Origin of the sequence: Pseudomonas sp. GM24 (genome assembly GCF_000282235.1) — a bacterium.
Lineage (GTDB): Bacteria > Pseudomonadota > Gammaproteobacteria > Pseudomonadales > Pseudomonadaceae > Aquipseudomonas.
On sequence record NZ_AKJR01000013.1, the window covers coordinates 24375 to 36994 of the forward strand.

The window sequence follows — 12620 nt, forward strand, 5'->3', positions numbered from 1 at the left end:
AACCGGCAGCTCAGTCTGCCGGTTCTGTTTTTTTGTCGCGGGGGTGGTCGATGCCTTTTTTCACGGTTGACGGACAAGCGCTGCATTACATTGATCAAGGCACAGGACCGGCGGTATTGCTGGCCGGCAGCTACCTGTGGGATCAGGCCATGTGGGCACCGCAGATCGCTGCGTTATCGCCGCACTATCGGGTGATCGCACTGGACTTGTGGGGCCACGGTGAGTCGGGACGGTTGCCTGAAGGCACCACATCACTGGACGACATTGCTCGTCAGGCGCGGTCCCTGATCGATCATCTTGATATCGATCAGGTCACTCTTGTCGGGCTGTCGGTCGGTGGCATGTGGGGCGTACGTCTGGCGTTGTTGGCCCCGCAACGGATCAACGGTCTGGTGCTGATGGACACCTACGTCGGCGTCGAGCCGGAACCGACTCGTCAGTACTACTTCTCGCTGTTCAAGCAGATTGAAGAAACCGGCGAAATCTCCGAGCAGTTACTGGATATCGTCGTGCCGATCTTCTTCCGTCCGGGTATCGATCCGCAGTCGGCGCTGTATCAGGATTTTCGCGCGAAACTGGCGGCGTACTCCTCGGATCGACTGCGCGAAAGCATCGTACCGATGGGGCGTATCACCTTTGGCCGGGATGATTTGTTGCCACGACTGGGCGAATTGAATGCGGCCTCCACGCTGGTCATGTGCGGCGATCAGGACAAACCGCGACCACCGTCGGAAACAAAGGAAATGGCCGAGTTGATCGGTTGCCCGTGGGTGCTGGTGCCGGAGGCGGGGCATATCTCCAACCTGGAGAACCCGCAGTTTGTCACCGAGGTGTTGTTGGCTTTCCTGGCTGACCGCCGTTGAAAAGATCGCAGCCTGCGGCAGCTCCTACAGAAAACGCTTTCCATGTAGGAGCTGCCGCAGGCTGCGATCTTTTGATTTTGCTTATTTAGGCCCGAGAATCTTCACCAACTTGTCCGGCGAAGGCGCGCCTTGTTGCTGTTGCAACTCACCCTTGTCATCCATGTAGAAAATCGCCGGCGTCGCCTGCAAATCCAGGTCTTCCATCAACTGCATGTTCGCTGCCAGTTTGGTCTGCACGGCCGCCGGAATATCTTTCAGCGCTTTGAGCGAGCTGCCCTTGCCTGCTTTTTCGTGATCCTCCAGGGCCTTGGCCGGATCTTTCGCGGCCAGCAACGCGGCGGATTTGCCCGGGCTGTCCTCGCGAATGATGCCAACCATGATGTGCCGCAACTGCACCTTGCCAGCCTTGACCCACGGCCGCGCCTGTTCCCAGAACATGTTGCAGTACGGGCAGTTCGGGTCGCTGAACAGGTACACGGTGCGCGGTGCATCCTTGTTGCCGTCCTGAATCCAGTTGCTCGCCTCGAACTTGGCCCAGGTTTCCTTGGCCATCGGCGCGTAGACCATTTTTTGCAGTGGCTCGCTGCTCAGATCCTTGCCGTCGGCGTCGTACATATTGCCGAGAATGACGTGTTTGCCATCCGGGGTCAGGTACAGCGCCATGCCACGGTTCTGATACTGCGCCGCGTAACCGCGCAAGCCATCGGGGGCATCGAACTGGCCGACGATTTTCGCGCCTTTGGCTTCGATCTGCTTGATCGCCGCAGGCAATTCTTCAGCGGCCTGCACCGACGGCAAGTGCAGCAGGGCGGTGCCCAGAGTCAGCGTCAGCAGGTGGCGGAGGCGGGGCATGGCAGTTTCCTTGCAGAGGTGGCCGGTGCAGTGGCCGGGTTCGAATTCGGGGTCGGGGTGTCGAAGTTTTCCAAGGCGCGCGCCAGGCTGGCGTTGGATAACTCGCCCAGGTGGCTGCTCAGCAGCCGACCGTCAGGGCTATAGAACAGCGTAGTCGGCAATGCCATCGAACCGACGGCCTGACCGAGGCGGCCGCTGCGGTCGAACAGCACGTTGTTCAGGCTCAGGCCCTGGGTCTCAAGAAACGTCGCCACGCTTTGCATGCTTTCGGCCTGATTGACGAACAGGAAGGTCAGGTCCGGGCGTTGTTGCTGGGCATTCTCCAGGACTGGCATTTCGCGCCGACACGGCGGACACCAGGTCGCCCACAGATTGATCACCAGCGGGCCGCCCTGATAATCGCTGAGCTGGATGGTTTCCCCGGCCGCGTTGCGCAAAGAGATGTCCGGCAGTCGGGTGCCTTGTTCATAGATGTTTAACGACAACGTCGCCAACAGCCAGAACGCCACACCGCTGGCCACGCCAAAGCCCAGTGGACGACGCAGCCCTGGACGCCGCCAGCCGCGATACAGCGCCGCCAGCAGCAACACAATCACACCCGGCCAGGCAAGGAAGCCACCGTCACGCAAATCGATGATCTGCCACGGGTCATTGCGATAGTGCGACCAGTACAGCAGCACAAAGGCAATCCGCGCCGCGAGCATGCCCAGCAGAAACAGGCTGAACAACGCCGACTCGGGGTTATCACCGCCACGCTTGGCCACCCGCCAGCCGACAAAGGTCGCCAGTGCCAGAGCACTGATCAGCAGCAGGTGATTAAGCGCGATGGCAAAAGTGCCGAGGGTGAAAGTCAGCATTAATTGGCGTCCCGGGTGGTGGCCCAGCGTTGCAGGAACGTCTCGGCATCGACTTCGCCGGTGATGCGCTGGCTGCGGCGTTCTTCGCCATCGGTACCGATCCAGACGAAGCTCGGTGGCCCCGGCACTTTGTAGCGGCTGAGCAATTCACGGCTGGCGGCATTGTCGGCGGTGACATCGAGCCTGAGCAGGCGCACGTCATTCAACGCCTGCATGACCTTGTCCTTGCCGAATACCTGTTTCTCCATGACTTTGCACGACACGCACCAGTCGGCGTAGTAATCGAGCAGCACCCACTGACCCTGAGCCTTGGCGGCATCGAGTTCGCGTTGCAGCGCAGCCGGCTCCTTGATCGTGGTGAACGCGTCATGAGCCGATGGCTGCGCTGCGCTGGCGCGGCCGGCGCTGTAGACCTGCAACGGCTGATACGGATCATCGCTGCCGCCTGCCGCGCCAATCACCAGCAGACTGCCCCACAGCCCGAGCAATAGCGAGCTGGCGCCGAACAGCTGGGCTACTCGGCCAAAACCTTCGGACTGTTTCCAGGCACAGAACGCAGCGATCAACAGCAGTGCACCGCACAGGCCCAGCCACAACGAAGCCTCCAGCACCGGACGCAACATCAACAGCGCCGTGGCGAGGAAGAGGAAACCGAACACGCCTTTGAGCAGGTTCATCCACGCGCCGGGCTTGGGCAGGAAGCGATTGCCCACGGTCACCAGCAACAACAACGGCACACCAATGCCGATACCCAGCGAGAACAGAATCAAGCCGCCGTGCAGTGCGTTGCCGCTCTGCGCGATGTACAGCAACGCACCGGCCAGCGGCGCGGTCATGCACGGGCCGACCAGCAGACCGGACAATGCACCGAGGACCCCGGCGCCAATCAGGCTGCCACCGCTGCGACTGCGCGAGGCGTGTTCCAGGCGATCACGCAGGGCCACCGGCAATTGCAGTTCAAAGAAGCCGAACATCGGCAGGGCCAGCACCACGAAGATCGCGGCGAACGTGCCGAGCAGCCACGGATTCTGCAACCATGCCTGCAGGTTTGCGCCGAGCAGCGCAGCGATCACGCCCATCGCCGCATAGACCAGCGCCATGCAGATCACATAACTGCCGGCCAGCGCGAAACCGCGACGCGGGGTGGCGCCACTGCCAACGACCATGCCGGCCAGAATCGGCAGCATCGGTAACGTGCAAGGAGTAAACGCGAGCAACAGACCGAGACCAAAAAACACCAGTAAGCTCCAGCCCAGCGCGCGTTGTTGCAGGCTGCTGGCCAAGGCCTGATCCGGCGCTTCAGCGCTGGCGGCCACCGCCGCTTTGCCGCCCAGATCAATGACCCGGGTCTGCGGTGGATAGCACAGGCCGGCATTGGCACAGCCCTGATAGCTGACCTTGATCTGGCCTGTGGCTGTCGCCGGGATTTTCACTTCCAGCCCTTGGCGATAGACCGGTTGTTCCCCGAAAAACTCGTCGCTGTGGGACTCGCCTTCAGGCAGCGCGGGCTGTTGCTCTGCGCTCAATCCGTCGAATTTCAGGCGTTTCTGATACAGGTAATAACCGTCGGTGATTTGCCAGAACAGTTGGGTTTCACCGGATTCCAGGCGTTCGGAGGTGAGCACGAATGCCTGGTCGACCGGCAGAAATTCCGGTTTAGTCTCAAATGGATTGTTTCCAGCCTGGGCCAGGCTGGACATCAGCAGAGCAAACAATAGAAAAAAATGACGCATGGAGGAGCCTTGTCCCTGTGCAAGTGAGGCGCAGAATGGGCGGCGGCGATTAACCGATAATTAACCGTATCCTACAAGGCCCTCCGCGCTTCGGCCAATCAGCCGCGCAGCAGTCCCGGCCAGTTCGCGTCATTAATGGTTTTCGGTCCGGAGACCAGACGGTCGGACTGAATGTTGTAAGTCAGGTATTGGTTGTCGGTCAGGAAGATGTACCAGTAGCTGTCGGCCAAAGTCCGGTCATTTTGCGCTGCCGTGATGATGCGGTCCTTGTACGGTTTCAGCGCGCCCAGCCGATAATCCCCGAAGGATTTGTAGGTCAGGGTCTTTGCCTTGTAGTTAAACGATAGATAGTGTCCGTCGTTGAGGATGAACCTGAATAGAAACGGGTGACCGGTCAGTTGGAACCAGGTGCCGGCGATGATCTTGTCGAAGTAGGGCAATATCGGCTTCCAGATCGAATCGGCAACTTTATAAAAGGCATCGACCTTGTCTTTGTCTTGATTATATTTACACACCACGGGTGTGTTGCCCTGATAGAAAAACAACCAGGCAATATCTTCATCTGACGAGGTGTTCCAGCCGAATGAGGTGGTTGTCAGGCCGAAACGCAAGTCTTTGGCATGGGGGCCAAAGGTGTCCCAGCTATCGCCGACCGATGCGGGATAGTTGGCGGATACCTTATTGTCACCGAGATCGAATCGGGAATAGGTGTCGCTGTCCTTGAAGAAGAAATAAATACGGTCGGGGCCGGAGCGCCAATCGAGCGCGACGAAGTTTTTTAGTTGAGGCATGTTTATTAAGTCCCTTTAAAGTTGTTGGTGGTTGCCAGTCGAAAACTAAATGATCGAAGGGTTATTACATAGGGAGAAACTGTTTCTTTATTAGTGGGAAAGTTTCAGCGCCGGGTGAGGCCCTGCAACAGGTGGCGCCCCGATGTTTTTGCCCGGCTTTCCGTAAGCGCCGGTGACGGCCATAATTGCCGCTTAATCCTCGCCTGCTTCACTCGCCTTTTTTATCCACGGAGCACCCATGCACGTACTGGTTTGCGAAGACGATGAGCTGATCGCCAGCGGGATCGTTGCCGGCCTCACGGCTCAGGGTTTGACCGTTGAGCACGTCAACACCGCGTCGAAGGCGCGGGCGATGCTCAAGGTGGCCGAATTCGACGTGATGGTGCTCGATCTCGGCCTGCCCGACGAAGATGGCCTCAAGTTGCTGCAACAACTGCGGCAGAGTGGCCTGGAAATTCCGGTGCTGATCCTGACCGCGCGCGACTCGGTCACCGACCGCGTCGATGGTTTGCAGGCCGGGGCTGACGATTACCTGCTCAAACCGTTCGATCTGCGTGAACTGTTCGCCCGTCTGCAAACTTTGCTGCGCCGGGTCGCCGGGCGCAGTGTCAACCTGATTGAGCACGGCGCGCTGACCTACGACCCGAGCAGCCGCGAAACCACCCTGGCCGGGCAACCGGTGGACTTGTCGCGCCGCGAGCAATCGCTGCTGCAGGCGCTGCTGCACAATCGTGGTCGGGTGCTGTCCACTGAACAGTTGAAGGACAGTGTCTACGGCTTCAACGATGAACTGGAAAGCAACGCGCTGAACGTGCACATCCATCACCTGCGCAGCAAACTGGGCAAAGGCATCGTCGAAACCGTGCGCGGTCTGGGCTATCGCCTTGGCCCGGCCGATGGTGGAGATCAAGGCAAGTGATGAGTCTGCGACTGCGCCTGAGTCTGACCCTCGGCGCCGCGTTTGCACTGATCTGGGCGCTGGCGGCGGCGTGGATGCTCAGTGACCTGCGCAATCAGATGATGTTTTCCCTCGACCAGCGTCTGGTGGCGTCGGCGCGCATGGTCGCCGGGCTGCTGGAACAGTTGCCGACTTTGCCGAGCAAGGGCGAGGGCACGCATTTCAGTGCCGAACAACTGAATATCCCCGGTGGCATGGCCTGTCAGGTCAGCTCCTTGCGCGGGGAAATCCTCGCGCGCAGCCACAACAACCCCGAACAAGCGCTGGAAGCCGAGAAGATGGGCTTCCATGACCAGATGATCGACGGTGCGCCGTGGCGCAGTTTCACCCTTGCCCGAGGCGATGTGCGGATTACCACCGCTGACCGGCAGATCGAGCGCGAGGCGCTGAACATGTCGATCCTGCTGGCGGCGTCGGTGCCGGTGGGTGTGGCGATGCTCGGCTGTCTGTGTCTGTTGTGGCTGGGCATTGGCCAGGGTCTGGCGCCGCTCAACCGTCTGCGTGAAGCACTGATGCGGCGCAATGCCGACTCGCTTGAGCCGTTGCAGATCCAGACTTTCCCCAGTGAATTGAAGCCGCTGCTTGAAACGCAAAACCAGTTGTTCCAGCGCATTGGCAAAACCATCGAGCGTGAGCGCCGTCTGACCGGTGACGCGGCGCATGAGCTGCGCAGCCCGCTGACGGCGATCAAGACCCACCTGCAAGTCGCACGCATGACCGATGGCAACGCCCGCGATCAGTCGCTGGCACGGGCCGAGGAGGGCGCTGATCGCTTGCATCGCACGCTCGAGCAACTGCTGTTGCTGGCGCGGGTCGAGGGCAGTCTGTCGTTCGATGACGGCTCGCAATGCAGCGCCGAGCAAGTGGCACGCCTGGCGATTCAGGACGCCACGGGGGGCGAACGCCTGCGCATCAAATTGCACCTGCCGGCCGAACTTTCTGTCGCACCGTTGCAAATGCCGGCGGTGCTGTCGATTGCGGCGCTGCGCAATCTGCTCGACAACGCCCTGCGCCATACGCCCGAAGACTGTGCGGTTGAGCTGAGCCTGGAAACCATTGGCAACCGCGTGCGTTTTGTCGTGCGCGACCATGGCCCGGGGATTGCGCCGGATGATCTGCAACACCTGACCCAACGCTTCTGGCGCAACGGCCAAAGCACCGGTTGCGGCCTCGGTCTGGCAATTGTTCAGGCGATCGTTCAGCGTTGTGACTGCGCCCTGCATTTCGACAGCCGCCCGGATGGCCTGCGCGTCGAACTGACCATGCCGTTGCAACCTGTCTGATTCCAGCACAGCCTGTGGTAGGAAATCGCGCCAGACACATCAAATGTAACTTCTCGGCGTTCGCTATCCGGACCGGGTGGGGATAAGGTCAGCGCAGCTTTGACTCAATGGATTGAGGGAACTGCGCCATGGAAGCACCCATCTGCATTCGTCCGGCCACTCTGGCCGACGCCGGTATCATCAGTCGCATCATCGAACGTTCGATCCGCATCGGTTGTGCGCTCGATCACCGTAACGATCCGTCACTCGTCAGCCAATGGATCGGCCTGCAATCCGCCGACTTCATCAGTGCCCGGCTCGCCGACCCGCACTTCTATCTGTGTATCGCGTTGCTGGCGGACAAACCGGTCGGTGTCGGCATGGCTCGGGCCAGCGGCGACATTTTGCTGTGTTACGTCCAGCCAGAGTCATTTCGCCGGGGCGTCGGACGGGCGCTGATGGAGGATCTGGAAGGCTGGTTACGGGTTCGCGGTGGTTCTCACGCTGATCTCAACAGCACGTACACCGGCCAGGCATTTTATCGGCGTCTGGGCTATCACAAGTCAGCGCCGCCCCTCGAATACCAAGGCTTGCAGAGCCTGCCCATGCGCAAGCCGTTGGCATTGCCGGGCTGACAACTCGATCACGGGCTAAATCCTCAGGCCCCTTAAGCGTTTCCAGAACAGGAAAACCTGCAAGTGCGCCCCGCGATCGGAATGCGCACCTGTCCGGTGTGCTGTTTTGGTCACTATCCATAGCCAATTGAGGGGTCGAGAGATGTCAGTCGCCACCAGCCTTATCGAAGAGTCGTCGGCCCGGGTTACTTCGGCGCCGGCCGAAACGTTGTACCAGTTCAATGAATCGCCATTGCTGGCCCGGCAGGCCCGGCAGGAATCCAACGCCCGCAGTTATCCGCGGCGCATTCCGCTGGCGCTGAAGCGCGCCAAAGGCCTCTATGTCGAAGACGTCGAAGGGCGCACGTTCATCGACTGCCTGGCCGGTGCCGGCACGCTGGCGCTGGGGCATAACCATCCGGTGGTGATCGAAGCGATCCAGCAGGTGCTGGCCGATGAATTGCCACTGCATACCCTCGACCTGACCACTCCGGTCAAGGATCAGTTCGTCCAGGATCTGTTTGGCCTGCTGCCTTCCGCGCTCGCGGCTGAAGCGAAAATCCAGTTCTGCGGCCCGACCGGCACCGATGCCGTGGAAGCCGCGTTGAAGCTGGTGCGCACCGCGACCGGGCGCAGCACCGTGCTGTCGTTCTCCGGCGGTTATCACGGCATGAGCCAAGGCGCGCTGAGCCTGATGGGCAGCCTGGGGCCGAAAAAGCCGTTGGGTGCGCTGCTCAGCAATGGCGTGCAGTTCATGCCGTTCCCGTATGACTACCGTTGCCCGTTCGGCCTCGGTGGTGCGGCGGGCGTAAAGGCCAACCTGAGTTACCTGGAAAACCTGCTCAACGACCCCGAGGCCGGTGTGCAATTGCCCGCCGCGGTGATTGTCGAGGCGGTGCAGGGCGAGGGCGGTGTGATTCCGGCGGACATCGAGTGGCTGCGCGGCTTGCGTCGGATCACTGAGAAGGCTGGTGTGGCGCTGATCGTCGACGAGATCCAGAGCGGTTTTGCCCGCACCGGCAAAATGTTTGCCTTCGAACACGCCGACATCACCCCGGATGTGGTGGTGTTGTCCAAAGCCATCGGCGGCAGTCTGCCGTTGGCCGTGGTGGTCTATCGCGACTGGCTCGACACTTGGCAACCGGGCGCGCACGCCGGCACCTTCCGTGGCAATCAGATGGCCATGGCGGCAGGCTCTGCGGTGATGCGTTATCTGGTCGAACACAAGGTCTGCGAACACGCCGCGGCCATGGGCGAGCGCCTCAGCGAGCACTTGCGCATCCTGCAACGCGACTTCCCGCAACTCGGCGATATTCGTGGTCGTGGCCTGATGCTCGGGGTCGAGCTGGTCGAGCCGAACGGCACTCCCGATGCGCTCGGTCATCCGCCGGCGTTTGCTCGACTGGCGCCGCTGGTCCAGCGCGAATGCCTCAAGCGCGGGCTGATTCTGGAGCTGGGTGGTCGGCATGGCGCGGTGGTGCGTTTCCTGCCGCCGCTGGTGATCACTGCTGCCGAAATCGACCGTGTCGCGGAAATCTTTGGCCGTGCTTTGGCCGCTGCCACCGCTGCGCTGTAAATTTTTCGCCGCGCCAAACGTTCTTTCTACATACCCGGCTGCACCCCGCGTGCAGCCCACCCTTACAACGATGGAGAACCAGCATGACGTCAGTATTCGACCGCGAGGACATCCTTTTTCAGGTTGTGGTCAACCACGAAGAGCAATACTCGATCTGGCCGGATTACAAAGCCGTGCCGGAAGGCTGGCGCACCGTGGGCAAGAGCGGCCTGAAAAAGGAGTGCCTGGCCTACATCGAAGAAGTCTGGACTGACATGCGTCCGCTGAGCCTGCGCCAGAAGATGGAAGCCCAGGCCGCCGCGCAATAAGCGGCCGGGCAAAAAGAAACCCGCTGGACTGGAAACAGTCAGCGGGTTTTTTCTTGCCTTGGATTTGTGTTGCCTTTCAGGGCCCCATCGCTGGCAAGCCAGCTCCCACAGGTATTTTGGTGATTACAAAATCTGCGTTCACCGAGAACCCTGTGGGAGCTGGCTTGCCAGCGATGAACGATAACGCGGTGCAACTGGAATCACGCCCCGCTCAAGCCCTTGAGCAGCAAATCCACATTGCCTTCCAGCTCCGCCACCGGGTCCGCCGCATCGGTGCTCAGCACCACCAGATGGCTGCCGGACTCGGCAATCGCCGCTTTTAGCGCGTCCGATGGCTGCCGATGATGCAACACCACCGCCACCTCATTGTCCTTGAGCGTCGCCGTGAGTTTTTTCAGATCTTCAGGCGTCCACTCGGCATCCGGCCGTGGATCCTCGCCGATGAGTTCCAGATTGAGGCTGCCGATCAAATAGCCGAAGTGATCACTCAAACTCATCACACTGAGATTGTCGGCGCTGGCCAGTCGCGCCTCGCTGTCGGCGCTGAGCTTCAGCAAACGCTGCTTCAATGCCGCCAGATTCGCCTCGATCTTTGGCTTGGCGCTGGGTGCCAGGCGCACCAGATCCGCCGCCATCACATCCGCCATGCGCCCCATGTTGTTGCTCGCCAGCCATGGCTGACTGTTCAAGCCATCGACCTTCAGATCCGGTTGCACGGCGATGCCGGGCAGGGCGCCATCCACCGGTCGCGCGGCGTCGACTTCAACGATGCGGATATTGCTGCGACGGGCGATCGGGTACAGCGGATCATCGGCCCACAGCGAGCGCACGCCGATTACAGCATCGGCGCCGGTTGCCAGTTTGCTCAGTGCCGGCGCGCCGCGACCGGTGAAATACGCGGTCTGACGGCTGCCCGGCAGATTCGCTGGCGCCGCACGTTCAAGGTTGACATCAGTGCCTTTGAGCAGCACTTCGCCCAAACCATAAGTAATCGGCAACGACGCCAGCACTCGCAGCGGTTTAGCATTTTCGGCAGCCATCAACGGCGCGCAGACCACGCCGCACAAGGCCATGGCCAAGGTCAGTTTGCGAATTGAAAAAGTCATTTATCCAAGATTCCCTTTCAGACTCGGGACAACCCCGCGCGCAATGGCGGCAAGGGCAAAGGCAATACCGGCGACCAGAATGATGGCCGCGCCGGACGGAATCGGCAGATCGAACACGATCGGCGCAAGAATCCCGCACAACGTGCTGACCGTGGCGATCAACACCGAGCACCAGAAGAACCCTTTGAGCGACTGGCTGAGCAAGCGCGCCGCCGCGGCCGGGATCACCAGCAGAGCACCGACCAGAATCGCGCCGATGACTTTCACCGCTGCCACGGTGATCAGCGTCACCAGAATCACGAACAGATAATCCAGGGTCTTCACCGCCACTCCGCGCACGGCTGCCAGTTGCGGATTGAAGCTGGCGAGCATGATGCGGTTGTACAGCGGTAGCGCCAATGCCATGACCAGCGAACCGACGATGGCCAGCACCGCCAGATCGTTGCCGTTGACCGTCAGCACTGAACCGAACAGCACGTTCTCGAGAATGTGCACGTTGATCTTGCCCGCCAGAATCAACAGCAGACTCGCGCCCAACGCCAGCGACACCGACAGAAACACGCCAATCAAAGTATCCGGTGCGAGGCCGGTACGGTTGCGCAGGTAATTGAGCAGGATGCCGAACAGCAGGCAATAACCGAACAGGCTGCCATAGGGGCCGGTGTAGGGTTCGCCGAGCAGGATGCCGATGGCCACGCCGGTCAGCGCCGCGTGGCCCACTGCTTCGGAGAAAAACGCGAAGCGCTTGACCACCACCAGTGTGCCGAGGCCGCCGAGCACCGGGCCGATCAGCAGGCCGGCAAGCAGCGCATTGACCACGAAACCGTAGGCCAGCGCTTCCGGCAGATAACCGGACGAGGCCCAGCCTTGCACCATCAAACGAAAGGCTTCGTAACTCATCAGGCAGCGCTCCGTGGATGGGTCGAGAACAGCGTCAGCAGGCGTTCCGGGGTCAGCGCCTGTTGTGGCGTGGCGTCGAACAGCACACGACGGTTCAGGCCGGTGACCCGATCGGCCAGGCGCCCGACCGCTTCCAGATCGTGCTCGATCCACAGCACGGTGATACCTGCCGCGCGCCAGTCATTGAGCAGGCGCTCGAACACCTGAATCCCGGCTTCATCGAGGGCCGACATCGGCTCATCCAGCACCAGCAATTGCGGCGTCGGAATCAAACCTTGTGCGAGCAGCACCCGCTGGCGCTCACCGCCGGACAGCGCACCCATGCGCCGCTTGCGTTTGTCCTGCATGCCGACGCGTTCCAGCGCATCGCCAATGGCGCCGGAGTAACGCTTGCTCAAGCCGAGAAAAGCCGGGCGTCGCTGACACATGGCAGCCATGAAATCGTCGACGGTCATCGGCAGACCGCGATCGAATTCCAGCGCCTGCGGTACATAACCGATGGTGCCGGGTTCGCCGGGCCATTGCAGGCTGAGCTGGCCCTGATGCGGCATTTGCCCGAGCAGGGTCTTGATCAGCGAACTCTTGCCGCCACCGTTGGGGCCGACCAGCGCGTGTACGCTGCCGGGCTGCACCTGGAAGGTGACCTTGTCGAGAATGGTTGTGCGACCCAGCGTCAGACAAACCTGCGCAAAATCCAGCGTCGGCCCCATAACCTGTAGGCCTTCGCCTGCTCGCGATAGCGGTGTGTCATTCAACAAAGATGTCGGCTGATCCGGCGCCTTCGCGAGCAAACTCGCTCC

At 60.9% G+C, this 12620-nt stretch carries 13 protein-coding genes; 6 read left to right on the top strand and 7 right to left on the bottom strand.

The features are described 5' to 3' along the window. Positions 1–50 precede the first annotated feature (50 nt). Positions 51–863, top strand: coding sequence for an alpha/beta fold hydrolase (locus PMI23_RS01255; RefSeq protein ID WP_007908698.1), 813 nt, complete (start codon positions 51–53; stop codon positions 861–863). Positions 864–944: 81 nt separating this feature from the next. On the opposite strand, the gene dsbG is transcribed toward PMI23_RS01255, so the two are convergent. The 4 genes from dsbG to PMI23_RS01275 all read right to left on the bottom strand — a co-directional run bounded on the left by dsbG (position 945) and on the right by PMI23_RS01275 (position 5096). Beyond that, positions 945–1715: a thiol:disulfide interchange protein DsbG gene (gene dsbG, locus PMI23_RS01260; protein ID WP_007908700.1), complete on the bottom strand. Its 771-nt coding sequence runs from the start codon at positions 1713–1715 to the stop codon at positions 945–947. Then, positions 1691–2572, bottom strand: coding sequence for a TlpA disulfide reductase family protein (locus PMI23_RS01265; protein ID WP_007908704.1), 882 nt, complete (start codon positions 2570–2572; stop codon positions 1691–1693). The genes dsbG and PMI23_RS01265 overlap by 25 nt, the downstream gene beginning before the upstream one ends. Continuing rightward, a complete protein-coding gene (gene dsbD, locus PMI23_RS01270; RefSeq protein ID WP_007908705.1) occupies positions 2572–4305 on the bottom strand; it encodes a protein-disulfide reductase DsbD in 1734 nt (577 codons plus the stop codon). Before dsbD ends, PMI23_RS01265 begins: the two co-directional genes overlap by 1 nt. Before the next feature lie 98 nt (positions 4306–4403). Beyond that, a complete protein-coding gene (locus PMI23_RS01275) occupies positions 4404–5096 on the bottom strand; it encodes a hypothetical protein (protein WP_007908708.1) in 693 nt (230 codons plus the stop codon). Between the two features lie 238 nt (positions 5097–5334). Here PMI23_RS01275 and PMI23_RS01280 point away from each other — a divergent pair, with 238 nt between their 5' ends. From PMI23_RS01280 to PMI23_RS01300, 5 genes are all read left to right on the top strand, one after another. Then, on the top strand, positions 5335–6015 hold the full coding sequence (locus tag PMI23_RS01280; RefSeq protein ID WP_007908710.1) for a response regulator: 681 nt from the start codon (positions 5335–5337) through the stop codon (positions 6013–6015). Then, positions 6015–7337, top strand: a complete 1323-nt coding sequence (locus PMI23_RS01285) for an ATP-binding protein (protein WP_007908712.1) — start codon at positions 6015–6017, stop codon at positions 7335–7337. The genes PMI23_RS01280 and PMI23_RS01285 overlap by 1 nt, the downstream gene beginning before the upstream one ends. 128 nt (positions 7338–7465) lie before the next feature. Next, on the top strand, positions 7466–7951 hold the full coding sequence (locus PMI23_RS01290; RefSeq protein WP_007908713.1) for a GNAT family N-acetyltransferase: 486 nt from the start codon (positions 7466–7468) through the stop codon (positions 7949–7951). Between the two features lie 142 nt (positions 7952–8093). Continuing rightward, complete coding sequence (locus PMI23_RS01295; protein ID WP_007949601.1) at positions 8094–9506, top strand: aspartate aminotransferase family protein; 1413 nt, start codon at positions 8094–8096, stop codon at positions 9504–9506. A gap of 83 nt (positions 9507–9589) precedes the next feature. Further along, positions 9590–9814: an MbtH family protein gene (locus tag PMI23_RS01300; RefSeq protein WP_007917715.1), complete on the top strand. Its 225-nt coding sequence runs from the start codon at positions 9590–9592 to the stop codon at positions 9812–9814. Between the two features lie 200 nt (positions 9815–10014). On the opposite strand, the gene PMI23_RS01305 is transcribed toward PMI23_RS01300, so the two are convergent. From PMI23_RS01305 to PMI23_RS01315, 3 genes are read right to left on the bottom strand one after another with little or no spacing between them, the layout of a single operon-like run. After that, a complete protein-coding gene (locus tag PMI23_RS01305; protein WP_007917716.1) occupies positions 10015–10920 on the bottom strand; it encodes a metal ABC transporter substrate-binding protein in 906 nt (301 codons plus the stop codon). Further along, positions 10921–11820, bottom strand: a complete 900-nt coding sequence (locus tag PMI23_RS01310; RefSeq protein WP_007917717.1) for a metal ABC transporter permease — start codon at positions 11818–11820, stop codon at positions 10921–10923. It lies immediately after the preceding gene. Then, positions 11820–12530, bottom strand: a complete 711-nt coding sequence (locus tag PMI23_RS01315; protein WP_007949602.1) for a metal ABC transporter ATP-binding protein — start codon at positions 12528–12530, stop codon at positions 11820–11822. Before PMI23_RS01315 ends, PMI23_RS01310 begins: the two co-directional genes overlap by 1 nt. Positions 12531–12620: the final 90 nt, after the last annotated feature.

What these genes read in the sequence shown, in the direction of transcription:
- PMI23_RS01255 (WP_007908698.1), top strand. Translation starts at nt 51, where the DNA reads ATGCCTTTTTTCACGGTTGACGGACAAGCGCTGCATTACATTGATCAA.
- dsbG (WP_007908700.1), bottom strand. Translation starts at nt 1,715, where the DNA reads ATGCCCCGCCTCCGCCACCTGCTGACGCTGACTCTGGGCACCGCCCTG.
- PMI23_RS01295 (WP_007949601.1), top strand. Translation starts at nt 8,094, where the DNA reads ATGTCAGTCGCCACCAGCCTTATCGAAGAGTCGTCGGCCCGGGTTACT.
- dsbD (WP_007908705.1), bottom strand. Translation starts at nt 4,305, where the DNA reads ATGCGTCATTTTTTTCTATTGTTTGCTCTGCTGATGTCCAGCCTGGCC.
- PMI23_RS01280 (WP_007908710.1), top strand. Translation starts at nt 5,335, where the DNA reads ATGCACGTACTGGTTTGCGAAGACGATGAGCTGATCGCCAGCGGGATC.
- PMI23_RS01315 (WP_007949602.1), bottom strand. Translation starts at nt 12,530, where the DNA reads ATGGGGCCGACGCTGGATTTTGCGCAGGTTTGTCTGACGCTGGGTCGC.
- PMI23_RS01265 (WP_007908704.1), bottom strand. Translation starts at nt 2,572, where the DNA reads ATGCTGACTTTCACCCTCGGCACTTTTGCCATCGCGCTTAATCACCTG.
- PMI23_RS01300 (WP_007917715.1), top strand. Translation starts at nt 9,590, where the DNA reads ATGACGTCAGTATTCGACCGCGAGGACATCCTTTTTCAGGTTGTGGTC.
- PMI23_RS01305 (WP_007917716.1), bottom strand. Translation starts at nt 10,920, where the DNA reads ATGACTTTTTCAATTCGCAAACTGACCTTGGCCATGGCCTTGTGCGGC.
- PMI23_RS01310 (WP_007917717.1), bottom strand. Translation starts at nt 11,820, where the DNA reads ATGAGTTACGAAGCCTTTCGTTTGATGGTGCAAGGCTGGGCCTCGTCC.
- PMI23_RS01290 (WP_007908713.1), top strand. Translation starts at nt 7,466, where the DNA reads ATGGAAGCACCCATCTGCATTCGTCCGGCCACTCTGGCCGACGCCGGT.
- PMI23_RS01275 (WP_007908708.1), bottom strand. Translation starts at nt 5,096, where the DNA reads ATGCCTCAACTAAAAAACTTCGTCGCGCTCGATTGGCGCTCCGGCCCC.
- PMI23_RS01285 (WP_007908712.1), top strand. Translation starts at nt 6,015, where the DNA reads ATGAGTCTGCGACTGCGCCTGAGTCTGACCCTCGGCGCCGCGTTTGCA.